Source organism: Ruegeria sp. YKSE079 (assembly GCF_059612845.1).
On sequence record NZ_JBXWRJ010000003.1, the window covers coordinates 227,017 to 251,752 of the forward strand.

Below are 24,736 nucleotides of genomic sequence, written 5' to 3' on the forward strand. Positions count from 1 at the left end.
CGCCGGGCGGGACAGCTCCACCCGTCCGGCAATTCTGGCTGGCGTTTAGCAGGCGGCCATCAACCGGTAAACGATCTGGGCGGCGGTGAAATTCCACGCGGCATTGCCGTCGGGCGCCAGTTCAACAACGTCGAAGCCCACGCATCTGCGCCCCTCGAGCGCGTGTTCCACAAGGTGCAGCGCCTGATAATAGCCAAGGCCGCCGGGCACCGGCGTACCTGTGGCCGGCATTTGCGAAGGGTCCAACCCGTCGACGTCAAAACTGACATAGACCAGTTCGGGGAAATCCTCGGGCAGATCGACGCTGTGGATATTGCCGGTCACCAGCTCTTCGGCGTCCACATGGAAGACGGAGTTGCGTTCGCGGCTTTCCGCCTCTTGCGAGCACAGCGCGCGGACACCGAATTGCGCCAGAGAGATGCCTTCTTCGGCCAGCAGATGCATAACCGAGGCATGGCTATGCTTTTCGCCCTGATAGGCGATGCGCAAATCCGCGTGGGCGTCGATTTGGACGATGCCGACCGGTTGACCCAGCGCGCGCGCCACGCCCATGACCGCACCATAGCTGAGAGAATGTTCGCCCCCCAGCGTGACAGGAACCTTGCCAGCGCGCACCGCCGCCTCGGTGCGGGTCGCGAGACGCTCCATCACCTCTGGCAGGGGGGCGTCACAATCCAGCGGTGGTTCCGTTATGATACCGTCGGCGCAAGGCTCAGCGGTACCGACGATCCGCTCAAGCTCGTTCGAGGCCTCGATGATCGCGGAGGGGCCATTTGCTGTGCCGGATCCATAGGAAACGGTGCGTTCCAACGGTACAGGGATCACGCGGAAACGTGCGGTTTCTGTGCGCTCGGCGTCGGTCAGTTCGCTGTCGAGAAAGATGCTCATGAAAGGCGGTCCTTGAAGTCCTGGTATCCGAACTGTCTGACGATCTTCAGTTCGTCGGTTTCGCTGTTCCATTGCGCGATCGTGGGCAAGGGCACACCGTTGAAGGTGTTGGTCTTGACCATCGAGTAATGCGCCTGATCGAGAAAGGCAAAGCGCTGCCCGATCCGCAGCGGTTCGGCCCATGTATAATCCCCGATCACGTCGCCGGCCAGGCAGGACGGACCGCCGAGGCGATAGATGTGGCCTGCGTGTGCCTCGTCCATCAGCGCGGGGCGATAGGGAGCCTCGATCACGTCGGGCATGTGGCAGGTGGCAGAGATATCGGTGATGGCAAGGTTCATACCATTCTGCGGCAGGTCGAGGATTTCGCCGACCAGAATGCCCGCGTCCAGAGCCACAGCCTCGCCGGGTTCGAGATAGACGTCGATGCCGTGTTTACTGCGAATGCCCTTGATGAGGGCAACCAGCCCGTCGCGGTCATAGTCGTCGCGGGTGATGTGATGACCGCCGCCGAAGTTGAGCCATTTGAGGCCACCGATGAAAGGTGCGAGCTTTGGTTCGACCGAGGCCCATGTGCGCTGGAGCGGTTCGAATCCTTGCTCGCAAAGCGTGTGCATGTGCAGGCCGTCGACGCCGTTCAGGGCTTCTTTAGTCAACTGGCTGACAGGGGTACCCAGCCGCGAGCAGGGGGCACAGGGGTCGTATTTTGGAATCTCGCCTTCGGAGTGTTCCGGGTTGATGCGCAAGCCTACCTGTTTGCCAGCCGCGCGGCATTTACCGAGGAATCGGTCCTTTTGAGCGGGGCTGTTAAAGATGATGTGGTCGCTGAGCGCAATGATCTCGTCGATGTCGCTGTCCTTATAGCCGGCACAGAAGGTTGCGACCTCGCCGCCATATTCCTCGCGGCCCAGACGTGCCTCGTAGATGCCGCTGGCGCAGGTGCCGCCGAGGTACTGGCGCACCAGCGGGGCCAGTGAGAACATTGAAAACGCCTTGAGTGCGCTTAGGACATGCGCCCCGGAGCGGGCGCCAATATCCGCAAGCGTCTCAAGGTTTCGCTGAACCGCTTTTTCATCGACCACGAAACAGGGGGTTGGGACTCGATTGAGATCGAAGGCGCGGAAAGCTCCGGCATCGCCTGCCTGAGTGGTCATCATGTCGGACATGTCCGGCGTCTCCTTGAAGTGGAGAGGCCGGGGGCGCTGCCCCCGGACCCCCGGGATATTTAGGGCCAGATGAAGCTGACGCGGATCAGAAGGTGACCGGGCCGTCGAGTTCATGAACCTGCCATGGCAGGCCATGGTCGTTCAGCATGTCCATGAAATCGTCGGGGTCGAGTTGCTCCATGTTCCAGACGCCTGGTTGCACCCAGTTGCCTTTCAGCACCTGCGCCGCGCCGATCATGGCGGGGACACCCGTGGTGTAGCTGACGGCCTGGCTGCCGACTTCCGCGTAGCACTCCTGATGATCGCAGATATTGTAGATGTAATAGGTTTTCTCGCCCGAGCCATCCTTGGCCTGACCCGTGGCGATGTCGCCGATGCAGGCCTTGCCTTTGGTTTCCGCGCCCAGATCGCCGGGATCGGGCAGAAGGGTTTTGAGAAACTGGATCGGGATGATCTCGTGTCCGTCATGCATGACCGGGTCGATGCGGGTCATGCCGACGTTTTCCAGAACCTTGGCATGGGTGATGTAGGCGTCGCCGAAGGTCATCCAGAAACGGGCGCGTTCGATTTCGGGGAAGTGGGTCGAAAGCGATTCCAGTTCCTCGTGATACATCAGGTACATGTTCTTGGGACCGATGGCGGGGAAGTCGAACTCGACCTTGGTGGTCATGGCAGGGCTGGTTTTCCATTCGCCGTCTTCCCAGTGGCGCACTTCGGCCAGAACTTCGCGCAGGTTGATTTCCGGGTTGAAGTTGGTGGCGAATTCCTGGTCGTTCGAGCCGCCATTGGCATCCAGAACGTCGATCTGGCGGATGGTGTCGAGCTTGTGTTTCTTGAGCCATGTGGCGAAGACCGAGGTGACGCCCGGATCGAAGCCCGAACCGAGAATGGCGGTCAGGCCCGCCTCCTTGAACTTGTCCTGGTACGCCCACTGCCAGTGGTATTCGAATTTGGCCACGTCCTCGGGTTCGTAATTTGCAGTGTCGAGGTAGTGGCAGCCGGCCTCGAGGCATGCATCCATCAGCACGAGGTCTTGGTAGGGCAGGGCGAGGTTCACAAGGATTTCGGCGCCGGTCTGCTTGATCAGGGCGACGGTGTCGGCGACCCTGTAGGCGTCGAGTGCGGCGGTTTTGATCTCTACCCCGGTGCGCTCCTTGACCGATTTCGCGATGGCGTCGCATTTCGACTTGGTGCGGCTGGCCAGCGTGATTTCGGTAAAAATATCCGAATTCATTGCCATCTTGTGCACGGCAGCGTGACTGACGCCACCTGCGCCGACAACCAGTGTTTTGCCCATGGGGTAGTCTCCTCTCACAGGGGGTTATTCGTAATAGGTGTAGCCGTTGATCGAGTCGCGGTAGGCGCTCATCAGTGTCTTGCGATCCTTGGCTTTCAACGTGCCGGTCGAGATCGCCTCGTCCACCATCTTGCGGAAGGCGGCGACACAATCGGCCGGGTCAAATTCGACATAGGCCAGAACCTCGGAGATGGTGTCGCCTTCCTGCTCGTGCAGCAGGTCGAACCCGCCATCGGCGCGCAGATCGATGGTGACCACATTGGTGTCGCCAAAGAGGTTGTGCAGATCGCCAAGGGTTTCCTGGTAGGCCCCGACAAAGAACACGCCCATGTAATAATCGTCTTCTTCGGGCAGCGTGTGGACCGGCAGGCTGGGCGAAACGCCCTCCGCCAATATGAAACGGCCGATCTTGCCGTCGCTGTCGCAGGTGATGTCGCTAAGCACGGCACGACGGTCAGGGACCTGGTTCAACATCTGCAGCGGCACGATCGGGTGCAACTGGTCGATGGCCCAGACATCGGGCAGCGACTGGAACAGCGAGAAATTGCAGTGATAGATATCGGCCAGCTTTTCAAGTTGGGCATCGACATCTGTTTCCCCCTCTTCCGTGGCGACGAGTGCTTTGATACGGGCCATCAGAGACAGGTAGATGCGCTCGGCCCGTGCCATCTGGCGCAGGTCGACATAGCCGCGCCGGAACAGCGCTCGCAACTCGTTGCGGTAAAAGGTGGCGTCGTTCCAGCATTCTTGCAGCCGGTCATGGCTGAGATAGCCGTGCACGGCGGCCAGATCCGACACCAGATGGTGGTCGTCGGGATGTACGTCAGGCCCGTTCGGCGCGTCATAAAGCGTGCATTCAAGGACGTTGAAGACCAGCATCGAAGAGGTCGCTACGACGGCGCGGCCGCTTTCGGTGACCAGCGTGGGATGGTCCACCTCGGCCTCATCCATCGCGTAGGCCACGGTTTCGACAACATTGGCACAGTATTCCTCGACCGTGTAGTTGATCGAGTTCTCGGTGGCCTTTTTTTCGCCAGTGTAATCCACGCCCATACCGCCACCGAGATCAAGATGACCGAGCGGCACGCCTTCGCGCGTGAGTTCGGTATAATACCGGCAGGCTTCGCCAACGGCGCGGCGCACGTCGTTGACGTCGGGCACCTGGCTGCCCAGATGTGAATGCTGAAGCTTCAGGCAATGCAGCAAACCGGCTGCTTTCAGCTTGTCCACCACCGACACCAGCTGATCAGTGTTCATGCCAAAAGCCGAGCGGTCGCCCGAGCTTTCTTCCCATTTGCCGCTGATCTGGTTGGTGAGCTTCACCCGCACGCCCAGCAAGGGTTCGATGCCCAGCTCGTTATAGACCTCGATCACGGTGTCGGCTTCTTTCGGGCTTTCCAGCACGACTACGGTGTTAAAGCCGATCTTGCGGCTGAGGATGGCAAGCTGGATGAACTCGGCATCCTTGACGCCGTTGCAGACGATCAGCGCCTCGCGCGCCAGACGGTGCGCCAGCGCGATGACGAGTTCAGGTTTCGAACCCGCTTCGAGCCCGTAATTGTATTTCTGTCCGAACTCGACGATCCGGTCGATCACCTGTGCCTGCTGGTTCACCTTGATCGGGAATACGCCGCGATACTGGCCGCGATATCCGGTGCGCGCGATGGCCTCGGCAAAGCTTTCGTTGATATGGGCAATCTCGTTTTCCAGATATGAACTGATCCGAAGCAGCATCGGTGCCCGGATGCCACGTTGATCAAGATCGTGCAGAATGCCCGGCAGGCTGATGGCGGCCGCATCGGGGGCAAGGGGATTTCGAAGGCCGATCTCGCCGTCCTCAGTCACCTCTATGAGACCTTTGCCCCATTTTTCCACGCCATAAACGGAATGCGGTGCGTCAGACGTCTGTTTCAATCAACCATGTCCCCTGTGGTTTGAAGCCTGTGGATGTGCGCCGCCCTTTACGGGAGGTGTTCGATTCGTCCAAGCGTAAACTCTTACAGTATCGGATTTAAACTGCGGTCTAACGTCTTTTTCCACCTATCTCGCCGCAGCACATATATCTGCACAATCTGGCCGCCGCTGAAGGAACCTTGATTGAAACCCTGCGAGACGGGAATGTCAAATTGCCCTGTTGCCCCTTGAAGTCGTGCTGCAGGGGCCTGTCGCGACCGGGATTTGTGTTCTGGCGGATGGGGTCAGGAAGGCGGTCATATCGGTAATGTGAAGAAAACTTAATTGTAAGGACAGGTCCCGATCAGCCGTGGGCGCCATATATCCGTTGTGCTGGGAAAATCGTCGTAGAAGGCAGAACGGGCATGAAAGCAAACACCAAATTCATTGCGGCCATCGTTGCCACCGCCGTATGCGTAACAGCGGTCACGCAATCGGCCGGTGCTGCGCTGCATCAGAAGGATCAGGAGAACCCGGCACTCGAAATCAAAACCAGCGCCGCCATTCTGCCCGAAGTCCAGAAAGCAGTCTGGGTCGCAAGCTTTCAAGAGTGATACGGACAAGCCGGCTGGCGTGGGTTTGATAACGTTCTTGATGCCGTTACGCGATCTGACAAGTGCTCAGGGCAGAGCGACCAAATGTCGGTAACAGGCTCCGGTTCCTCTTCGACTGAACCTAGACTTGCGGAGGGAGGCGCCTTGCGTGTTTCAGGGAGGGCGCGCAGGGCGCTTTGCCGGTCGGATAGAATCCGGCAAAGATGATCATTTATGCGGTTCGAGATCCCGCAAAAGGTTCTGGAGAGATCGGAAAAGACCTATTCCCGCCCCGTCCGGAGCAGCATCAAGAGCGCTTTCGACGTCTTTTACAAGAATGCCGATCGTGTTGTCGTCTTGATATCCGTCCTGTGCGAATTCGATCTTTTGGAACCCGGAAGCGAACCAGTTCTGGCCCGAGCTTGTATGGATGAGGTTCAACAATTTGTGCTGGTCCAGCCCGGCTTGGTGTGCCCAGTCCAGAACCAGCCGTGTGATCGCCGTGTTTGAGGCCGCCAGAAGGTTGTTGAGAACCTTGGCCTGCATCCCCATGCCGTATGGCCCCATACGGTGATAATGCCTACCCATGGCGTCAAACAACGGCTGCGCTGCGTCCAGATCCCCAGCGTTACCACCCAGCATAAAAGACAACCGCGCCTCTTGCGCGGCGATCTGCGCCCCCGACATCGGGGCGTCGATCAGGCTGATCCTGTCGGGAACCCGCTCGCGCAATTCACGCACGTATCGAGGAGAGAGCGTCGAGCACAGGATGATCCGGCGCAGACCGGGTGCATCGACAAAACCCTGAGACTCAAACAGAACATCCTCAGTTTGCGGTACGTCCCGAACAACAGTCAGCAAGGTGTGCAAACCCTGCCCAAACGCGGTCGCGTCATTGGTAACAAAAGGCTGCAACACCCCGAACTCGGCCGGATCACGGATATCGAATCCCCGGGCGTCAAAGCCAGCGCGGCGCAGGGCGGCGAGCATCGGAGCGCCCATGCGGCCGCAACCGGCCAGACCGATCATTTGACGATCTCTTCGTCCCTCACGAACATGTTGGCCCAGGCCCGGTCGATCAGTTCTGGCGACATTTGATAGGGAATACCCTCGAACTCGCAGATGGCAATCATCTGGTCGATCAAAAAGATCGGTTGATAGTTCGCATAGATGTTGTTGATCGTCGGATACTTGACCTTGAGCAGATGAACCAGCGCCGACTCATCCAGTGGCATGCCGCGCTTGCGGGCAACCATGGCAAAGATCTTCAGGAAATTCTCCTGGTTCGGGCCATCGATCTTGATCTTGAAGAAGATCCGGCGCAAGGCCGCCATGTCGAAGATTTCATTCGGGTGAAAGTTGGTTGAAAAGATCACCAGCGTGTCGAAGGGAACTTCGAATTTTTCACCGGATTGCAGGCCGAGAATATCTTTGTTTTCTTCAAGCGGTACGATCCAGCGGTTGACCAACGCCTGCGGCGGTTCGGTTTGGCGGCCAAGGTCGTCGACGATAAAGATACCCCCGGTCGATTTCAGCTGAAGCGGCGCCTGATAGGTGCGCGCAGTTGGGTTATAGACCAGATCCAGCATGCTGAGCGACAGTTCACCGCCGGTAATCACCGTCGGTCTTTCGCACATCACATAACGGGTGTCGAAACGCTTGCGGCGGCGCAGGCTGTTAGGATCGTCCGTTTCCTGTTCGATCAGGTTGTGCACGATCGGGTCATAGACCGTGATCACCTGACCGGCATATTCTATGGCGCGGGGAACATAGACATGATCGCCTAAGGCATCGCGAATACCGTTTGAGATGGAGGACTTACCGTTGCCCGGGGGGCCATACATCAGGATCGACCTGCCGGCGCTGACCGCAGGGCCAAGGTGATCCAGCAAACTGTCTGGCAAAACCAGATGCCCCATCGCGTTGACGAGCTGTTCCCGGGTCACTTGAATATTGCGAATCGACTGGCGCTTGACCTGTTCGCGATAAACGTCCAGCGGCACCGGCATCGCACCGAAATACTCCGACTGGCTGAGTGCATCCAGCGCCCGTGCCTTGCCGGCGTCGGTCAACTGGTACCCCATCTCGTTGCCGGCATTGGCGACGAGGGTGCCGGTTGCTTCCAGCAATTTCTGCTCTCGTGCAATATCCACCAGTTCCTGGGTCACGGACCCCGGCAGGCAAATGGCCTCGGCAATCTCGGTGACCATGTTGACGTTTTTGCGGAAGATGGTCTTGAGAAGAATGTCCCGCATCATGACCAGTGGAAGTTTCATTTCCGCCAGCCCCTTGGGGGGCGGTGGGGCCATAACGGTGGTGGTCTGCATGTTCATGAGCGGTGCTCGTTCGTTCAGATTCGCCGGTATTGTTTCGCGGGTGGAACCGCACGGGGTAAAACTGGCCCAGCAATGTGGCAGCACAAAGGCAGAGCCGGGGCGTGTCGATGATCACTCACGCCCCATAAATCGTTCCCAGAATCAAGTAAATGGACAGGCTTCCGGCCAGAGTCAGCCCCATGGGAAAGAGCTTGCCCGCCTCCCAGCTTTTCCATTCTGGCGCGATACGCCTCAGGGCTGTGTATTTGGCCAGTCGGTGGGTAAAGAATGCCCCCAGCAAACCTGCCGCCAGAATGGCCAAAACCAGCCTGATATCTGAGGTCCAGACAAACGGGGCTGCGACAGCGGCGAACTTGGCGTCACCAGCCCCGACCGCTCCGCCCGCGTTCAGAAGGAACCCGATCAGCAACACGACCGGCAGATGGAGAAGTTGCCAGACATAGACGGGTAGCGAGAATGTAAAAGGACCAACTGTGCCGGTCGGCCAATCACCAGACCACATGGGGAGGGCGATGAGGCCAACGACGATAAAGATCCCGCATAGCGCCGTATTCGCCTGGTTCTTGATCTTCATCTCGCGCAGATCGGTAAAGGCAACGTACAGGCAAACCGGCAGCACAAATGGCAAGAACCAAATTGCTGCCGTCGAAGGAATTTCCATTGCTCAGGCGCTCTCCAACGCGTCCAGCGATCTTACGGCTTCTTCAAAGTGTTGCGGATGGGTTGAGATTGCGTCGCGTAGCAGGGTTTTGCCGGTTTCCACGTCACCCTGCTTGATTGCCGACAGGGCCATCGTGTGCAGCAGGGTTGCCCGCTCGACCTGATCCATCGGAACAACGGGGAGGGCGTAGTTGCGTTGTGCTCCACGCGCCAGAACCAGATTGTTCTTGGCGGTGAACAGGGATTTATCGTGCTTGATCGCCTCGTTGAACAGGCGTTCTGCTTCGGCATATTGGCCGCGCGTCAACTTGGAGTATCCCCAGTTGTTCATCACTCCGGCTGGACGTGTCGTCAGCCCGATAGCGGTTTCATAAAACGAGTCCGCGCGTTTCCAGTCCTTGTTCGCGTCGGCCACCATCGCCTCAAGACGGTAGCGGCTGAAAGTTTCATGCGTCGGCGGGATCGTGTCCAGAGTGCTTTCCGCTTTGGCCCAGTCGCCAGAACGGATCAAAGCGTCGGCGTAGCTGACCTTGTCTTCGGTGGTCGACCCGTTCATCTTCACCAACTTGGACCAGGCGGCAGCGGCTTCGGTGCTGCGTTTTGCACGACCCAAGGAATAGGCGAGACCGCGTTGTAGGTCAGCGCGGTCGGGATTGGCCGCCGATGCCCGCTGAAAATATGCGACCGCCTCATTCGGGTCTGCGACGCTCAACATGACGTCGTTGAGGTTGGTTTCGTCGATGACATTGATGTCCTGCAGGGTCTTGTCGACGGTTTCCTCGCCTTTATCTGCGCAGGCTGCCAGCGTCAGCCCGCATGCAAGCATGCTTGGAATCAGGATGGAGTGGCGCATTTTTGCGTCCCTTACTGCTCTTGCCTCGATCATGGTGTTCTGCGCAGGACAAAATCGCCCTGTCCCCGCTGCACCAGTTTGAATTCTTCTTTTTCGGAGATGGTAACAGGATTTTCCATTTTTGCGAGAGCTAACTGTAAATTGTCGCGTATTGCGTCACTTTCGCCATTGTCCAGCGCATAAGCCTTCTTGAACACCAATGCGGCCTCGGGATACTGTCGGGTTTCCACCAGAACTACACCAAGGTTGTTCCAGGCCTCAGGCCAGTCCGGGGCCTCTTCGACCGCTCGCCTGAGCAGTTTCTCGGATTGTCCGAGACGCCCCAACCCCAGATTGGCCGTACCCATGCCGGTTACGATCTCGGTTGTCATCCCTTCCTTCAGGGCCGCACGGGAAAAGGCGTTCAGGGCCAATTCGTATTCACCGGATTCCATAAGACGATGCGCCACGATCAGAGGTTCTACCTCTTCGCCCCATGGATCAAAACCGGGTGGGTAAGGTGTGTCGGGCAGGCTATTGGACGCGCAAGCGGTCATCGCTGTCAAAATGGCGATGACCGCTAACTTTCTGCATAGAGATCTGGGCCCGCCCACGCCCGGTTTGAACATTATCAGTTGCCTGCGCCGATGTTTTTCAGATTCGCGATGCCTTGAGCCGAGGGGCCGACCAGAATGACCAACAGCGGCGGAACCGTCAGCATCATTGTGGCAAGGGTCATTTTCGTTGGCAACTTGTTTGCGGCCTCTTCGGCGCGCATGACGCGTTTGTCGCGCATTTCATCGGCATAAACGCGCAGGGCTTCCGCGATCGAAGTGCCAAAGGTCGCCGATTGGATCATCACCGTAACGAAGGACGATACGTCTTGAACCCCGCAACGTGTGCCCATGTCCCTGAGAACCCTGTCCTTTTCCTTTCCCGCCTTCAATTCGTGGGCGACAATCTCGAACTCTTCGGCAATCTCAGGGTAGGAGACGTGCATCTCTGCTGCGACACGGACAATCGCCTGATCAAGCGACTGACCCGCTTCGACGCAGACCAGCATCATGTCCAGCGCGTCCGGAAATCCGGAGGTTATATTCTCTTTGCGGGTCGCGACCCGGCGGGTGATCCAGTATTTCGGCAAGAAGTAACCGATGAACCCAGGGGTGAGAAGGCGGATGGCTATCTGTTGTCCGCTGAATTCCTGCCCGCTTGCCAAAACGGTGACAAACAGTGTTCCGATTAGTAACCCAAGAATCCCTAACGCAAATTGTGCGAAATGGAAGAATCGTACAGAGTCCTTCGAACGATAACCAGCCTGACGCAGCTTGAGTTGGATCGCGGATAACTCTTCGGCGTCTTTCGGCTCCAGGAATCCCGCGAATTTTTCAAGCTGTTCGTTGCGGCCAGCTTGGCGCAGTTGATCTTTTTTACCTTTTGGAGGCGCTTTCGGTGCGGTGTCGCGCTTGAGTTTGTTGAGGGGGTCTTCTTTCTGGTTCAAAAGAACCGGAACCGTCAGAAGGATCATGAACAACCCAAGCACGCCAACTGCGATCAGAGGGCCGAACTCACCAAGGTGCTCGGTCAGCAGGTCATTGATCTTGGTCAGGAATTCCATGTCGGCCCCCTTACACTTTGATGTTCGTCAGCGCGCGCATAACGAACAGGTTGAGCGTCAGCATGATACCGACGAAGAAACATGCCGGAATGAACCAAGGGTGATCGAGAACCACGTCATAGTAGTGCGGGTCCTTTACCATGATGAACATCAGGCAGAACAACGGAAACGCCGACAAGAACTTGCCGGACCATTGCGCTTCGGCTGTGATCGCCTTGACCCGCCGAAACAGGCGGAACCGCGCGCGGATTACTTTTGCCAGACCAGCAAGAATTTCGGCTAGGTTACCGCCGGATTGCTGCTGAATTGAGACAGCGACGGCAAGAAAGCGGAGATCCTGCATGTCGAGGCGCTGTGCCATTTCCTTGAGGGCTTCGCCAACGTCGCGGCCATATGCGCTTTCATCCGCGATGATGCCGAACTCGGTGGCGATCGGGTCGCCGACCTCTTTTGCGACGATCTGGATGGCCGATACAAAGGGGTGGCCCACGCGCAGCGACCGAACCATCAGCTCAACCGCGTCGGGCAGTTGCTCTTCGATGAGGTTCATACGTTTCTTGGCCTTGTGGTTGACCCACAAGTAGACCCCACCCACTCCGAAGACGACCGATATGGCGGCGCGAACCGGTGTTTCAGTGTTGGTCCCGACGCTGAGTGCTACAAAAGCGAATGCCGACACAAAGACCATGATCATGATCAGCTGCGTGGGCGTGAACGCGATTGCAGCTTTCTGCGCCTTCTCGGACAAAAGGGAATAGAGCGGAATGGACTTGGTCTTCATGTGCTGCTGCATTTCCTTGCGCAGCTGCTCAAGTACCTGTTCGCGCCCTTGCCCCTTGTCGAGCATCTCCAACCGGCGGTTCACGCGGCTGTTCTGACTGATCGACTTGCCAAAGGCCACCAAGTACAGACCTTCAACCAAAAACAGGACGCCTATGAATATGGCGCCATAAATGAACGGCTCCAGGCTGAGTTGCATGGCGTGATCCTCACATCGTGGTTGGGTCGTAGATGGACGGCGGCAGATCAAAGCCCCAAAGGCGGAACCGCTCGGAAAAGTGACTGCGCACGCCCGTTGCCGTGAAATGTCCGATAATCTTGTTCTCGGGCGTTAACCCGACACGCTGAAAGCGGAAAATCTCCTGCATCGAGATCACATCGCCTTCCATACCGGTAATTTCTGTGATCGACGTCATCCGGCGCGAGCCGTCCTGCAAACGGCTGGCCTGTACGATCAGGTTCACGGCTGAGGCGATTTGGCTGCGAACCGCCTTGATCGGCATCTCGATTCCTGCCATGGCGATCATGTTTTCCAAACGCGAAACCGCATCACGGGCAGAGTTGGCATGGATTGTCGTCATCGAACCGTCGTGACCGGTGTTCATGGCCTGCAACATGTCGATCACCTCGGCGCCGCGCGTTTCACCGACGATAATTCGGTCGGGACGCATACGCAGGGCGTTTTTCAGGCAGTCCCGCGGGCTGACCTCACCTTTGCCTTCGACGTTGGGCGGGCGGCTTTCCATTCGGCCCACATGGGTCTGCTGCAGCTGAAGTTCCGCCGTGTCCTCGATAGTCAGGATACGTTCAGAATTGTCGATGAAGCTGGAGAGCGCATTGAGGGTGGTGGTTTTACCCGAACCTGTACCACCCGATACGATCACGTTCAGACGGGTGGCGACCGCTGCCTGCAGATAGGCCGCCATTTCTTCGGTAAAAGCACCGAAAGTCACTAGATCGTCGATGTTCAGCTTGTCTTTCTTGAATTTCCGGATGGAAACCAGCGACCCGTCAACCGCAATTGGCGGGACCATCGCATTGAAACGCGAACCATCGGCAAGACGGGCGTCAACATAAGGGTTAGATTCATCGACGCGACGACCCACGGCGGACACGATTTTGTCGATAATCCGCATCAGGTGTTTTTCGTCTTTGAACGAGATGTCGCTCAACTCAAGCTTGCCGAACCGTTCGACAAAAACTTGCTGTGGGCCGTTCACCAGAATATCGCTGATTGAATCATCCTGCAAAAGCGTCTCGAGTGGGCCAAGCCCTTTGACTTCGTCATACAGTTCCTTGTTCAGTTGCGCCCGGTCCTCGCGATTGAGAACGACGCTCTGTTGTTCCAGGATTTCGCTGGCAATCGAGCTGATTTCGGTTCGCAGTTCTGCTTCCGAGGCGCGTTCAAGCGCGGCAAGGTTCAGGTTTTCCAGCAACTCGCGGTGAAGCTCAATCTTGAGCTCACCCAACCGTTCCTTGCGCTTTCGATCCCGATCAGAGCTCCCGGCGACCGCCGGGCGCAATTGAACGGGTTTCCGCATCGATGCCTTTGGCGCAGCCTCGGACTTTTGGGTTTCGGTTGATGTATTGGGGTTTTGCTCTTTCGCACTGACCGGCACAGCTCCCGGTTGCTTTTTGTACCTGGAAAACACAGCGGATCCCCCTCAGGTTGCTATCAGGCGGCTTCTGCGTCGTTGCTGCCCAGGGCATGCAACGATTCGGCCAGTTTCGAGATTTCCTTGCGCAGCGGATTCTTCGCCGCTGATGAGGCGAGCGGCAGCCCATGATCGCCGCCCTGCATGACCGGCTTGCCACCGTCAGGCAATTGCAGGTCGATGGAGATGCCCAGGCTTTCGCCCATACGTTTGACACGGCTTTTGCCGGTCAGATCCGTGAATTTCGGGGCGCGGTTCAAGGCAAATCGCAGTTTGTTGAATGGCAGATCCTCGGATTGCAGGGCGCGTTTCAGGCGCAAAGCGTTCTGCGCCGACCGCATGTCCAGCTCGATCAATGCAAAATAGACGTGCGCGGCCTGCAAGACAGTTTCCGACCAGTGGACCAGGGTGGTCGGCATATCCACGACCACATAGTCAAAATGTGCGCGCGCAATGTTGATGACACGCTGAACGTCTTCCTGCGTGATGATGTCGAGCGGAACCAGATCAGCAGGAGCGGTCAGGACCTGTAGCTTGTCTTCATAGGTCTGAAGCGCCTGACCAAAGGCGTCTTCATCCATTGACGCAGTGTCGGAAAGCATCTCGAACACCGCTTCACGACGGGGAAGGTCGAGATAGGTCGAGACAGTGCCAAATTGCAGATCGAGATCCAGAAGACATACGCTCGGCGCATCTTTTTTGGATACGTTGGCCAACTCCCAGGCCAGATTAACTGCCAGCGTAGTCGCACCGACACCGCCCGCCAGACCGTGAACAACCAGAAGAGCGCCTTCTTTCGAGTCTTGAGCGTCCAGTTGCGGCGATGAACCTTGCGCCACGAGCTTGGGCTCGGGCTTTCTGATTCTGGTTATCGCCTCCTGGAGTTCGTTTTCGGGCAGGGGGTAGGGGACAAACTCGTCGGCGCCTTGCCGCAAAAGCTTGTGAAGAGCAGCCGGTGTTACATCTTCGGCGATCAGGATGACCTTGATGCTGCGCGACTTGGCCAGAACGATGATCTCGCTCAACCGGTCAAGGTCGTTTTCGTCGTCGCCGTCAATTGCGAGCGCAATGAATTCAAGCGTTTCGGCCTCGGGTTGTTCGAGAAAGGCAAAGGCTTCGGAAAAGCCAAGATCGCCCCAGCTTTCGCCCATTACCACTTCCATGTCTTCGATAAGCAGATCGAAATTCTGAACATCGCGGCTGACGGTGCAGGCCCGGAGCGTGTTTTCCTCGGAATGCGGCGAATCGCTGCTCATCAATAAGATCCTTTGTTGCGTGAGCGCAGGTCAGAGGATCAGCATTGCGCCTAGTCTGGCCTGAGATCGCCCGATTGCGGTCGAATCCGCCCGCAGATCACATATTGATGACAAGATTGCTGTGAAGTTGGGCGAGATTGGGGCCGAAACGAATTAATTGTAGGGAATTGGGCGACTATGTCGCCCAATGCCAATTATTGTCCCGCCTCAATGGCACCGGTATAGCTACCAGTGCGCAGCGGGGACGGCGGTACAGCGCTGCTGATGTATTCACGGTACACGATCCTGGCGTATTTGCCGTCCAGAACGTTTGCGTGCCGACTGACGAACCCGGATACTTCAGTTACCGTGCGACGGTTGCGGCGGTCACGATCCGTTGTCTGCACGAGCGGCTGAGTTTCGCCATAAGAAACAACGGCCTCAAGACGTGAGCGCGAGATGCCCTGCCGCGCAAAGAAATTGACGGCAGCTTGCGCACGACGCAGGCCCAGGCTGTTGTTGTAAGAGGGCGATCCAACCAGATCAGTGTGACCGTAGACCCGGAAGCGAACTTCGGGGAACTGTTTGATCCAATCTGCCTGTTGCAGCAGGATTTGCTGCGCTGTTGCGTCCAGTTGGGCGCTGTCAAAGGCAAAGTTGATCTGATTCGGCACTTCTTGCGCAAACCGCTCGGCCAGGATCTGACCATAGCTGCGTTCGCCGTTCATGACCTGAACGTTGTTAAGTGTCGCGTTTCCGAATGTGCCGGTGTCGACATCATACCCCGCTTCGCGTCCGCAGGCTGCGACGGCCAGCATCAGACCCAGGGTGAGTACCTTGTTTTGCATTGGTCCCATCCTTCCAATCAATCCAGAACGTAGCCGTAAGAGCCGGTGAAATCCTGCTTGGCGACCTCCGAAGCCGCGCCACTACCGGGGCGCTCGGTGCGCGTGGTAAGACCGTTCAGGAACAGGTCGGCCTCGCTCGGCGGTTTGACACGGTCGGTTGGCAGGGTCAGCGCCTCACCAATCGTCGGCGACACCAGATGTGCGGTCACGATGATGACCAGCTCGGTCTGGTTCCGCTGATAACTGGTGCTGCGGAACAGTGCGCCAAGCACAGGCACATCGCCAAGCCAGGGCAATTGCGTGTTGCTGTCCTGGAAATCATCAGAAATCAGGCCGGCAATTGCAAAGCTTTCACCGTCACGCAGCTCCACAGTGGTTGCGGTTTCGCGCTTGATGAAAGACTGGATGTTGAAGCCGCTGATCGTGATCGAGTTGTTCGGATCCAGTGCCGAGACACCGGCCACCATCTCGAGGTTGATCAGGTCGCCATCCACGACGCGCGGAACAAACTTCATCTCGACGCCAAACGGTCTGTATTCGATCGTTGTCACGCCCTCTTCCTGCTGAACCGGGATCGGATACTCGCCACCCGCAAGGAAGTTGGCCTCTTGCCCCGACAGCGCCGAAAGATTCGGTTCTGCCAGCGTGCGCACGGCACCTTTCTGTTCCAGTGCTTCGATCAGCAGGCGGACCTGGGTCGATCCCGCGCCAAAGCCGAAAAGGAAGGCTCCGCTGTTAGTCTGCGATATGGGAATTTGGTTTACCCCACCGGTCAGATTACCCAGAGCGAGGTTCAAAGCACCAGCCGTGTTAAGTGTGCCGGTACCTGCAGTGACGTCGGTTCCGCCAACACCCCAGGAAGCTCCCAGTGCCTTTGACACCGAACGTTGCATCTCGGCAAAGCGGACTTTCAGCATCACCTGCTGTACGCCACCCACGCTCATCAGGTTGGAAACCCGTTCCGGGGCGTAACGTTCCGCCAACTCAAGCGCACGGGCCAGCTTGGCCGAGCTTGAAATCGTGCCGGACAGGACTATACCGTCATTGGCCGTGCGCACCTCGATCCGCTCTCCGGGCAGGATCTGCTGCAGACGCTCTTTGAACTCGGTGACATCCGGTGCAACCCGAACCTTGACGTTCGTGATCAGGTTACCACCGCCATCGAACAGCGACAGGGTTGTCAAGCCGGGCGATTTGCCGAGCACATATATAGTGCGGTCCGACAGTGACGAAATATCCGCAATGCCAGCATTCGCGATGCTGAGCTCGGCGAATGGCTCTTCGCTTTCAACTACGATTGCGCGGTTCATCGGAACGTCCAGCGTTTCCGCTGTGCCGTTCTTGACTACGCGTAGGTCTTGCGCCCACGCGGATGTACCGACGGGGGCCAAAACTATTGCCAGCCCCAGCAGGGCCGGTTTGATCCAGGAACTAATTTTCATGTGACCTGCCTTTCCGATCACGCCTCGTTTCGGGTCTTATGCCCATGCTTTTCAGTTACTGTGCGTGAGTTCCGGTTTTATTGCAATAATCAATGGTTTCCGGAGTTTTCTTTATGTGGGGAATCGGCAACAACCAAAACGCGAAGGCCGCGCAACTGCGCGGCCTCCATCTGTTAACTTTTTGAAATTCTGTCAGTTTGTGCAGGGAATCTCTATGACGACAATCTCGGCGCCGCGCCGGTTTCGAACCGTGCAGACTTCTTCTTGAACGACTTCCGGTGCTGCCTCGATTTCACCAAGTCCCAGAAGAGTTCGCTGATTGACCTCGACCGACGCCGTTACCGTCTCGTCGCCAGCGCCAACCAGTGCCAGGGACATGCTGCCGGTATTCTGGGCCTGTGCAAGCGAAGCGATCTGTTCAGGTGTCGCGGCGACCGTGACGGTACGTGCAATCGTCGCCCCGGTCAGATCCTTCCCGGCGGTTTGGTCGACGGCGATGACCTGGATGTTGGCTTGGATCAGTCGGGTTATTTCACCGCGCCCGCCTTCTACCGAATCGACGTTTCGTCCGGTCCAGTAAACGTCCACGTTGTCACCCGGTCGCAGAAACCCCGACACGCCCGAAGCCACGTCCACGCGAATCGCAAAAGCGCGCATTCCCCTGGAAAGTTGCGATGTCAGCCCTGCATCCTCGCCGGGATTGGTCACTTTTACGGCCATGATGGCCTCGTCCTTTTCCATCGCGCGCAAAACATAGCGATTGTCGGATTCGTCAGTTGGGAACAGAGAGGCGGGATCAGTAAAGGTGCCCTCGGGAATGGCATTTTCCGGCCACTTGACGATACGAACGTCGTCTTTGTTCAATTGCTGTCCATACTTCAGCGCCTTGTTTGCAACGATGACATCCACAGTGGGAACAATCAGTGCGCGCGCCTGCCGTTCTTTAGCCAATTCAGCCTGGTATGCTGTGATATAATTCTTGGCCAACATGACTGCGCCACCGGCCAGCGCCACACCAACGATAAGGACAAGCCCGAAGACGACCCTCATATCTGCACCTCTTATTCGCTTATTCGGGAATGCAGTGTCAGCACACCCCTGCTGCTATTGAAGAACGGTAAATGGTAATTGTGTCGAAAACAGGGACAAAATCTGTGGGATTGCAATTTGTCCCGAATTCGGAATTAGCCGGTCTGACGTGCAGATCGCTTGTTTTTATTGGATCGGATTTAGGCCGGTGCTGACTTGTTCGTCAGAAAGCGCCTGGCCAATTTTTTCACCCACTGTACCCGTCGGTCCGGTGACTGCGGAAAAGGCGATGGCCGCCAGCGCGACAACGGCAGCAGTCAAAACGACCCAGTCGACTGTCACGGCTCCGTCTTCGCCGGAAACGAATTCAGTAAGCTTTGTGAACACGATGCCCTCTCGCTACGCTAATAGTAATTGTCTTCGTATCCGGGACGCAGTCTCGCGACATGGGAATTTGAAAGTTTCGGCTTATGGATTTGTGGCGCCACCACCGCTGATACCGCCCGTGGTTACGCTGATAGATGAGAGCGCACCGCCAATTCTTTCACCAACGGTTCCGGTGGGTCCGGTCACCGCGGAATAGGCAATGGCGGCCAGGCCTACAACTGCGGCTGTTAGGACAACCCAGTCGACAGTTACGGCTCCATCTTCGGAGGATTTGAATTTCTCGAGAACGGCAAACATGATGCCACCTCTTGCTTGACTGAAAAAGGCCGCACCTTGGCTGACGAGGCGCGGCCTTGAATTTCTAAGTCAGACTGAATTCAGCTTACGGCGTGGTGCCGCCACCGCTGATACCACCGGTATTGACCGAAACGCTGGACAGCGCGGTGCTGATGTTGCCGGCGATGGTGCTGGTGCCTGCGGAGATCTGGTTGTATGCGATTGCGGCCAAAGCAACCACGGCTGCGGTCAGCACAACCCAGTCAACGGTTACGGCGCCGTCTTCGTCTTTGCGGAAGTTCTTGATGAACTTGATCATGTCATGTCCCTCCTAAGGATCAAACTAAAACTACCTCGGCGTCGTCTTAGAACCACCTCTCATCGGTTCATGTCCGTCGCGGTATGGGAATAGTTTTGCCCTTGGCCCGTGGCAGGAATTGGGCCAAATCGCGAAATTTTCGCCCAGAGGTTAACTTTTCGATCATTTTTCTCATAAGGCATTGAAAGTAAATATAAAAAATATGTCGCCAACTGGTTGAGTCCCTGAGGTGCGATGCAATTTGGTATCAATTTGGGCAAAACCGCCCCAATTCGTTGCGAAATTCTGGCTTTGACGGCAGGATTCGGCGACAAAACTCAGAAAAACAATACATGAGGCAGGCAGATGAACCTCCGGAAAGCAAGAGTATGCGCCGGCGCGTTAGCGATTCTGGCCTTTGGCGCTGTTACGGGGCATGCAAACGAGCCCGCCGCAGGTGGCGCGCTGAAAAGAATAAAGGCGCCGCTCCCCGGATCGCGGCCCAAGGTGACCGTGCAGATCACACCCGAAGAACATGCCGCGCGTCCCTTTGCCAAAAGCACAGGCGGGACATTGGATATTCCCACCGTCATCGCACGGGCCGAACCAGCACCCGACGTGAAACCGCCCAGCAAGGCGGGGCGCTACAACCGGTTTTGGGAAAAGGTTTCTCCGGACCTCGCCAAGGCGGGGGCAGGGCGGTTGGACGAGGCGTTTCGCGCGCTCACCAGCATTGGCGTCGGCGGGCCGCGCCTGCAGGCGCTGCAGGACATAGCAAGAGAGCGCGGCATCGATATCCTGCGCTCGACCGTCGGTACCAATGTCTCACCCGCACTTGTTCTGGCGGTGATATCGGTCGAATCCGCCGGTCGCGCCGATGCGGTCAGTTCAGCGGGGGCGCAGGGGCTGATGCAGCTTATGCCCGCGACGGCCAAGCGGTTCGGGGTCAGCGACAGTCTTGTGCCGGGTCAGAACATCGCCGGCGGGGTGAAATATTTGAACTGGCTGATGAACGAGTTCGGCAACGACCCGATTCTGGTGCTGGCCGGGTATAACGCGGGCGAAGGCGCGGTGCGCAAACACCAGGGCGTGCCGCCTTACGCCGAAACACGAGACTATGTTCCCAAGGTGCTGGCGGCATTCCAGATCGCGCGCGGTCTTTGTTCGACGCCGCCCGAACTTATCTCGGACGGCTGCGTCTTTGCCGCCATGCAATGAAAAAGGCCCGCCGAAACCTGGCGGGCCTTTTCGATTTTCCTATCCGGTCAGTTGACGATTGTCGCCTCGGTGGCGGCGCGCATCTCTTCATCCGAGACACCATCGGCCAGCTCGACGATCTTCAACCCGCCTTCGACCACGTCCAGAACGCCGAGGTTGGTTATGATCCGGTCCACCACGCCCTTACCGGTCAGTGGCAGGGTGCATTCCTTGAGCACTTTGCTGTCGCCATGCTTGTTGGTGTGATCCATCACCACGATGACCCGACCGACGCCCGCGACCAGATCCATGGCGCCGCCCATGCCCTTGACCAGCTTGCCGGGGATCATCCAGTTCGCAAGATCGCCTTTCTCATCGACTTCCATTGCGCCCAGAATCGCGGCAGCAATCTTGCCGCCCCGGATCATCGCGAACGAGGTGGCGCTGTCGAAATAGGCGGTGCGGGCCAGTTCGGTGATCGTCTGCTTGCCCGCGTTGATTAGGTCGGGGTCCTCTTCGCCCTCGTAAGGGAAGGGGCCCATGCCCAGCATGCCGTTTTCCGATTGCAGGGTGATATCCTTGTCTCCCACATAGTTCGCCACCAGCGTCGGAATCCCGATGCCGAGGTTCACATACATGCCGTCTTCCAGCTCTTCCGCCGCGCGGGCGGCCATCTGATTGCGGTCCCAGGGCATTATGCGTCCTCCTTCTTGCGGGTGGTGCGTTGTTCGATGCGCTTTTCGTGCTGCCCCTGAATGATGCGGTGCACATAGATGCCGGGCAGATGGATGCAATCGGGGTCCAGCTCGCCGCGTGGGACGATTTCCTCGACCTCGGCCACGCAGATCTTTCCACAGGTCGCGGCAGGCACATTGAAGTTGCGCGCCGTCTTGCGAAAGATCAGGTTGCCGGTGTCGTCGGCCTTCCACGCCTTGACAATGGCGAGATCGGCAAAGATGCCGTTTTCCAGAATATAGGTCTCGCCATTGAAATCCTTGTGCTCCTTGCCGTCGGCAATCACCGTGCCGACGCCGGTCTTTGTGTAAAAGCCTGGGATGCCCGCGCCGCCGGCGCGCATGCGTTCCGCCAAGGTGCCTTGGGGATTGAATTCAAGCTCCAGCTCACCGCTCAGGTACTGACGCATGAATTCGGCGTTTTCGCCTACATACGAGCTGATCATCTTTTTCACCTGTCGGGTCTGCAGCAGGATGCCGATACCGAAATCGTCAACGCCTGCGTTGTTCGAAGCAAAGGTCAGATCCTTGACGCCGGATTCTTTGATCGCGTCCAGCAGCAGCTCGGGAATGCCGCATAGGCCGAAACCGCCCGCCGCGATGAACATCCCGTCATGCAGCAAACCGTCCAGCGCCTCGGCGGCATTGGCATAGACTTTTTTCATGGAAAACTCCCCCAATGACTTGGTGATGCCGCAGGTTGTGCCGTCGCGTCACGGGGAAGTCAATGAATGCATGGGGGAAAGGTATTTATACGTAATGACGCGGCCCGGCATGAAAACCGGGCCTGCGACTTTCACTTGGAACTGGGATTCTTTGCCACCTTTTTCTTGGTCGGCGCTTTCTTTTTGCCACTCTTCTTGGCCGCTTTTTCGGCCACCAGTTTCACGGCCATCTCCAGCGTCACATCGGCAGGTTCCGTACCCTTCGGCAGGGTTGCGTTCACCTTCTCCCATTTCACGTAGGGGCCATAGCGGCCTTCCATCACGTTGATCGGGCCACCGTCAGGATGTTCGCCCAACTCCTTCAGCGGCTTGGCGGCGGTCCTGCCGCGCCCTGCGGGATTGGCGCGCTTTTCGGCCAGCAACTCCACCGCGCGGTTCATCCCGATCTCGAACACGTCGTTGGGGTCTTTCAGGTTGGCATAGACTGGCTTGGCTTCATCGGCCAGTTGATGCATCAGATAGGGGCCGAAACGCCCGAAGTTCGAGGTGATCATGCCGCCTTCGGGGTGCTCACCGATCTGGCGGGGCAGGGACAGAAGCGTCAGCGCCTTGTCCAGATCCATGTCATCCTTGCTCCAGCCGCGTGGAAGCGATGCGCGCGGAGGCTTCTTGTTCTCGGGCGTGGGTTCGCCTCGCTGAACATACGGCCCAAAGCGACCGGATTTCAGCCAGATTTCATCCCCGGCGTCTTCGCCCAGCAATTGTTCGTCGCCTTCCGCGCCTTCACCGGCGATGGGCCGTGTATAGGTACACTCCGGATAGTTTCCGCAGCCCACGAACCCGCCGGTGCGCGAGGTTTTAAGGTGCAATTGCCCCAATCCGCATTTCGGGCAGATACGCGGGTCGGACCCATCCTCACGCGGGGGGTAAAGCTGTGGCGCCAATGCCTCGTCCAGCTTGTCCAGCACTTCCGAGATGCGCAATTCGGATGTTTCGCCAATCGCTGCCGAGAAATCGCGCCAGAACTTGCCCAGCAGATCCTTGTAGTCACGATCACCGGCGCTGACATCATCCAGTTGCTCTTCCAGATTCGCGGTGAACTCGTAGCCAACATACTGGCGGAAGAAGTTCAGCAGGAAGATGGTGACGATCCGCCCCTTTTCCTCGGGGATCAGTCGGTTCTTGTCCTTGCGCACATATTCACGGTCCTGAATCGTGGTCACGATCGAGGCATAGGTCGACGGACGCCCGATGCCCAGCTCTTCCATCCTCTTGACCAAGGTCGCCTCGGTATAGCGCGGCGGAGGTTGGGTGTGGTGTTGCAGCGCCAGAACCGCTTCGTTTTCGGACAGGATCGCCTCTTTGGCGACCTTTGCGCCTTCGGTCACCTGCGTCTCGCCGGTCGCCTTGACGAACTGATCGGACAGAGACTCGCGGGCAAAGACGGCCTTGTCGCCCCGCATGATCTGGGGCAGGCGTTTGTCATCCTCGTCAGCCACATCGTCGCGGCCCTCTTCATAAACGCGCATGAATCCGTCGAACAGAACGACCTGGCCGGTGGCCCGCAACCCGACCTGACCGTCGTCCGAGCCGATCTCGACTGTCGTCCGCTCCAGTCGCGCCGCTGCCATCTGGCAGGCAATGGTGCGTTTCCAGATCAGGTCATACAGCTTGCGCTGATCCTCATCCGTGACCTTCAGCGCCTTGGCGTCGCGGTTCATATCCGTCGGGCGGATACATTCGTGTGCTTCCTGGGCGTTCTTGGCTTTGTTCTTGTAGATGCGCGGGTTGTCCGACACATATTCAGCACCGTACCGGTCCGCGATGGTGTCGCGTGTTGCCGCCACCGCTTCGGGCGCCATGTCGATGCCGTCGGTCCGCATATAGGTAATGTAGCCGGCCTCATACAACCGCTGCGCCACCTGCATCGCGTGACGCGCGCCCATGCCAAATTTGCGGCTGGCCTCCTGCTGCAGCGTCGAGGTCATGAAAGGTGCGCTGGGGGTACGTGCGGTAGGTTTGGCCTCGACCGCATTCACAGTCAGGGCGCGGCTGGTGACGGCCTGCACCGCCAGTTCCGCCTGCGTGGCATTGGCAATGTCGTGCTTGTCCAGCTTCTTGCCTGCCAGCGTGACCAAACGCGCCTCGTAAATCTGACCGCGCGGCGTTTCGAACAGCGCCTTGACCGACCAGTATTCGACCGGCTTGAACGCTTCGATCTCCATCTCGCGCTCGACGATCAGGCGCAGGCAGACTGATTGCACCCGGCCCGCCGACTTTGCACCAGGCAGTTTGCGCCAAAGAACCGGTGACAGGTTGAACCCAACCAGATAATCCAGCGCGCGCCGCGCCAGATAGGCTTCGACCAGGGGCATGTCGACTTGGCGCGGGTTTTGCATCGCCTGGGTTACCGCGTCCTTGGTGATGGCGTTGAAGGTAACCCGGCTGACCGCCGTATCCTTTTTGATCGAGCGCCGCTTGGTCAGCGCCTCTTGCAGATGCCAACTGATAGCCTCGCCCTCGCGATCGGGGTCAGTGGCAAGGATCAGTGCATTGTCATCCTTGAGCGCGTCTGCGATCGCCTTGACATGCTTGCGGCTGTCGACGCCAACTTCCCAGGTCATGGAAAAATCATGGTCCGGATCTACCGATCCATCCTTGGGTGGAAGGTCGCGAACGTGCCCGTAAGAGGCCAAAACCGTGTAGTTGGGGCCAAGATACTTATTGATTGTTTTGGCCTTGGCTGGGGATTCTACAACAACTACAGGCATTTAAATGAAAACCTCGTATATCGGATGCGGCGCTTTCTATGGCGGTGCAAGATGTGGAGTGCAAGGGCCGAATGTCAATCCGTTCCTTTGAAGCCTGATTTCCTGCCGGTTTGAAACGCGAAAGCAAGCCCGCAAA

General features: G+C 57.8%; 24 protein-coding genes. 2 read left to right on the forward strand and 22 right to left on the reverse strand.

Features of this window, described 5'->3' with window-relative positions; genetic code table 11:
* Positions 1-45: 45 nt before the first annotated feature.
* The 4 genes from speB to speA all read right to left on the reverse strand — a co-directional run bounded on the left by speB (position 46) and on the right by speA (position 5,265).
* On the reverse strand, positions 46-888 hold the full coding sequence (gene speB, locus AC2FMY_RS04310; protein ID WP_480747769.1) for an agmatinase: 843 nt from the start codon (positions 886-888) through the stop codon (positions 46-48).
* On the reverse strand, positions 885-2,054 hold the full coding sequence (gene nspC / locus AC2FMY_RS04315; protein WP_496744809.1) for a carboxynorspermidine decarboxylase: 1,170 nt from the start codon (positions 2,052-2,054) through the stop codon (positions 885-887). Before nspC ends, speB begins: the two co-directional genes overlap by 4 nt.
* Positions 2,055-2,139: 85 nt before the next feature.
* Positions 2,140-3,351, reverse strand: a complete 1,212-nt coding sequence (locus AC2FMY_RS04320) for a saccharopine dehydrogenase family protein (RefSeq protein ID WP_480747767.1) — start codon at positions 3,349-3,351, stop codon at positions 2,140-2,142.
* A gap of 24 nt (positions 3,352-3,375) precedes the next feature.
* Positions 3,376-5,265, reverse strand: a complete 1,890-nt coding sequence (gene speA, locus AC2FMY_RS04325; protein ID WP_496744807.1) for a biosynthetic arginine decarboxylase — start codon at positions 5,263-5,265, stop codon at positions 3,376-3,378.
* 404 nt (positions 5,266-5,669) lie between these two features.
* On the opposite strand from speA, the gene AC2FMY_RS04330 reads away from it, so the two are divergent.
* Positions 5,670-5,858, forward strand: coding sequence for a hypothetical protein (locus AC2FMY_RS04330; protein WP_496744806.1), 189 nt, complete (start codon positions 5,670-5,672; stop codon positions 5,856-5,858).
* A 207-nt stretch (positions 5,859-6,065) separates the two neighbouring features.
* Here AC2FMY_RS04330 and AC2FMY_RS04335 read toward each other — a convergent pair whose 3' ends face one another.
* The 15 genes from AC2FMY_RS04335 to AC2FMY_RS04405 form a co-directional block, all read right to left on the reverse strand.
* The gene (locus AC2FMY_RS04335) at positions 6,066-6,866 is read right to left on the reverse strand and encodes an NAD(P)-dependent oxidoreductase (protein WP_496744805.1); all 801 of its coding nucleotides are present in this window, start codon (positions 6,864-6,866) and stop codon (positions 6,066-6,068) included.
* A complete protein-coding gene (locus tag AC2FMY_RS04340) occupies positions 6,863-8,170 on the reverse strand; it encodes a DUF8689 domain-containing protein (protein WP_496744803.1) in 1,308 nt (435 codons plus the stop codon). Before AC2FMY_RS04340 ends, AC2FMY_RS04335 begins: the two co-directional genes overlap by 4 nt.
* Positions 8,171-8,288: 118 nt before the next feature.
* Complete coding sequence (locus tag AC2FMY_RS04345; RefSeq protein WP_496744802.1) at positions 8,289-8,834, reverse strand: prepilin peptidase; 546 nt, start codon at positions 8,832-8,834, stop codon at positions 8,289-8,291.
* A 3-nt stretch (positions 8,835-8,837) separates the two neighbouring features.
* Entirely contained in the window at positions 8,838-9,686 is an 849-nt protein-coding gene (locus AC2FMY_RS04350) for a tetratricopeptide repeat protein (protein ID WP_480747761.1), read from the reverse strand.
* 29 nt (positions 9,687-9,715) lie between these two features.
* Entirely contained in the window at positions 9,716-10,222 is a 507-nt protein-coding gene (locus AC2FMY_RS04355; RefSeq protein ID WP_496744800.1) for a tetratricopeptide repeat protein, read from the reverse strand.
* Positions 10,223-10,296: 74 nt separating this feature from the next.
* Complete coding sequence (locus AC2FMY_RS04360) at positions 10,297-11,283, reverse strand: type II secretion system F family protein (protein WP_496744798.1); 987 nt, start codon at positions 11,281-11,283, stop codon at positions 10,297-10,299.
* A 10-nt stretch (positions 11,284-11,293) separates the two neighbouring features.
* Positions 11,294-12,262 carry a type II secretion system F family protein gene (locus AC2FMY_RS04365; protein WP_480747758.1) on the reverse strand — a complete coding sequence of 323 codons (969 nt, stop codon included), beginning with the start codon at positions 12,260-12,262 and terminating at the stop codon, positions 11,294-11,296.
* 10 nt (positions 12,263-12,272) lie between these two features.
* A complete protein-coding gene (locus AC2FMY_RS04370) occupies positions 12,273-13,715 on the reverse strand; it encodes a TadA family conjugal transfer-associated ATPase (RefSeq protein ID WP_480747757.1) in 1,443 nt (480 codons plus the stop codon).
* Between the two features lie 23 nt (positions 13,716-13,738).
* Positions 13,739-14,974, reverse strand: coding sequence for a CpaE/TadZ family protein (locus AC2FMY_RS04375; protein WP_480747756.1), 1,236 nt, complete (start codon positions 14,972-14,974; stop codon positions 13,739-13,741).
* Between the two features lie 194 nt (positions 14,975-15,168).
* A complete protein-coding gene (locus tag AC2FMY_RS04380; RefSeq protein WP_480747755.1) occupies positions 15,169-15,801 on the reverse strand; it encodes an OmpA family protein in 633 nt (210 codons plus the stop codon).
* A 17-nt stretch (positions 15,802-15,818) separates the two neighbouring features.
* Positions 15,819-17,243, reverse strand: a complete 1,425-nt coding sequence (locus AC2FMY_RS04385) for a type II and III secretion system protein family protein (RefSeq protein WP_496744795.1) — start codon at positions 17,241-17,243, stop codon at positions 15,819-15,821.
* Positions 17,244-17,435: 192 nt separating this feature from the next.
* Entirely contained in the window at positions 17,436-18,293 is an 858-nt protein-coding gene (gene cpaB / locus AC2FMY_RS04390) for a Flp pilus assembly protein CpaB (RefSeq protein ID WP_496744794.1), read from the reverse strand.
* 165 nt (positions 18,294-18,458) lie between these two features.
* Positions 18,459-18,659 carry a hypothetical protein gene (locus AC2FMY_RS04395; protein WP_496744792.1) on the reverse strand — a complete coding sequence of 67 codons (201 nt, stop codon included), beginning with the start codon at positions 18,657-18,659 and terminating at the stop codon, positions 18,459-18,461.
* A gap of 81 nt (positions 18,660-18,740) precedes the next feature.
* Positions 18,741-18,956: a hypothetical protein gene (locus AC2FMY_RS04400; protein ID WP_496744790.1), complete on the reverse strand. Its 216-nt coding sequence runs from the start codon at positions 18,954-18,956 to the stop codon at positions 18,741-18,743.
* 85 nt (positions 18,957-19,041) lie between these two features.
* The gene (locus AC2FMY_RS04405; RefSeq protein WP_496744789.1) at positions 19,042-19,254 is read right to left on the reverse strand and encodes a hypothetical protein; all 213 of its coding nucleotides are present in this window, start codon (positions 19,252-19,254) and stop codon (positions 19,042-19,044) included.
* A gap of 345 nt (positions 19,255-19,599) precedes the next feature.
* Here AC2FMY_RS04405 and AC2FMY_RS04410 point away from each other — a divergent pair, with 345 nt between their 5' ends.
* Positions 19,600-20,451 carry a lytic transglycosylase domain-containing protein gene (locus AC2FMY_RS04410; protein ID WP_496744787.1) on the forward strand — a complete coding sequence of 284 codons (852 nt, stop codon included), beginning with the start codon at positions 19,600-19,602 and terminating at the stop codon, positions 20,449-20,451.
* A gap of 47 nt (positions 20,452-20,498) precedes the next feature.
* Here AC2FMY_RS04410 and AC2FMY_RS04415 read toward each other — a convergent pair whose 3' ends face one another.
* The 3 genes from AC2FMY_RS04415 to topA form a co-directional block, all read right to left on the reverse strand.
* Positions 20,499-21,125 carry a CoA transferase subunit B gene (locus tag AC2FMY_RS04415; RefSeq protein ID WP_496744785.1) on the reverse strand — a complete coding sequence of 209 codons (627 nt, stop codon included), beginning with the start codon at positions 21,123-21,125 and terminating at the stop codon, positions 20,499-20,501.
* Entirely contained in the window at positions 21,125-21,829 is a 705-nt protein-coding gene (locus AC2FMY_RS04420) for a CoA transferase subunit A (RefSeq protein WP_480747747.1), read from the reverse strand. The genes AC2FMY_RS04415 and AC2FMY_RS04420 overlap by 1 nt, the downstream gene beginning before the upstream one ends.
* 131 nt (positions 21,830-21,960) lie before the next feature.
* The gene (gene topA, locus AC2FMY_RS04425) at positions 21,961-24,600 is read right to left on the reverse strand and encodes a type I DNA topoisomerase (RefSeq protein ID WP_496807032.1); all 2,640 of its coding nucleotides are present in this window, start codon (positions 24,598-24,600) and stop codon (positions 21,961-21,963) included.
* Between the last annotated feature and the right edge of the window lie 136 nt (positions 24,601-24,736).

Coding starts and splice junctions, on each gene's coding strand:
- speB (WP_480747769.1), bottom strand. CDS start 888: ATGAGCATCTTTCTCGACAGCGAACTGACCGACGCCGAGCGCACAGAA.
- nspC (WP_496744809.1), bottom strand. CDS start 2,054: ATGTCCGACATGATGACCACTCAGGCAGGCGATGCCGGAGCTTTCCGC.
- AC2FMY_RS04320 (WP_480747767.1), bottom strand. CDS start 3,351: ATGGGCAAAACACTGGTTGTCGGCGCAGGTGGCGTCAGTCACGCTGCC.
- AC2FMY_RS04330 (WP_496744806.1), top strand. CDS start 5,670: ATGAAAGCAAACACCAAATTCATTGCGGCCATCGTTGCCACCGCCGTA.
- AC2FMY_RS04335 (WP_496744805.1), bottom strand. CDS start 6,866: ATGATCGGTCTGGCCGGTTGCGGCCGCATGGGCGCTCCGATGCTCGCC.
- AC2FMY_RS04340 (WP_496744803.1), bottom strand. CDS start 8,170: ATGAACATGCAGACCACCACCGTTATGGCCCCACCGCCCCCCAAGGGG.
- AC2FMY_RS04345 (WP_496744802.1), bottom strand. CDS start 8,834: ATGGAAATTCCTTCGACGGCAGCAATTTGGTTCTTGCCATTTGTGCTG.
- AC2FMY_RS04350 (WP_480747761.1), bottom strand. CDS start 9,686: ATGCGCCACTCCATCCTGATTCCAAGCATGCTTGCATGCGGGCTGACG.
- AC2FMY_RS04355 (WP_496744800.1), bottom strand. CDS start 10,222: ATGACCGCTTGCGCGTCCAATAGCCTGCCCGACACACCTTACCCACCC.
- AC2FMY_RS04360 (WP_496744798.1), bottom strand. CDS start 11,283: ATGGAATTCCTGACCAAGATCAATGACCTGCTGACCGAGCACCTTGGT.
- AC2FMY_RS04365 (WP_480747758.1), bottom strand. CDS start 12,262: ATGCAACTCAGCCTGGAGCCGTTCATTTATGGCGCCATATTCATAGGC.
- AC2FMY_RS04375 (WP_480747756.1), bottom strand. CDS start 14,974: ATGAGCAGCGATTCGCCGCATTCCGAGGAAAACACGCTCCGGGCCTGC.
- AC2FMY_RS04380 (WP_480747755.1), bottom strand. CDS start 15,801: ATGCAAAACAAGGTACTCACCCTGGGTCTGATGCTGGCCGTCGCAGCC.
- AC2FMY_RS04385 (WP_496744795.1), bottom strand. CDS start 17,243: ATGAAAATTAGTTCCTGGATCAAACCGGCCCTGCTGGGGCTGGCAATA.
- cpaB (WP_496744794.1), bottom strand. CDS start 18,293: ATGAGGGTCGTCTTCGGGCTTGTCCTTATCGTTGGTGTGGCGCTGGCC.
- AC2FMY_RS04400 (WP_496744790.1), bottom strand. CDS start 18,956: ATGTTTGCCGTTCTCGAGAAATTCAAATCCTCCGAAGATGGAGCCGTA.
- AC2FMY_RS04405 (WP_496744789.1), bottom strand. CDS start 19,254: ATGATCAAGTTCATCAAGAACTTCCGCAAAGACGAAGACGGCGCCGTA.
- AC2FMY_RS04410 (WP_496744787.1), top strand. CDS start 19,600: ATGAACCTCCGGAAAGCAAGAGTATGCGCCGGCGCGTTAGCGATTCTG.
- AC2FMY_RS04415 (WP_496744785.1), bottom strand. CDS start 21,125: ATGCCCTGGGACCGCAATCAGATGGCCGCCCGCGCGGCGGAAGAGCTG.
- AC2FMY_RS04420 (WP_480747747.1), bottom strand. CDS start 21,829: ATGAAAAAAGTCTATGCCAATGCCGCCGAGGCGCTGGACGGTTTGCTG.
- topA (WP_496807032.1), bottom strand. CDS start 24,600: ATGCCTGTAGTTGTTGTAGAATCCCCAGCCAAGGCCAAAACAATCAAT.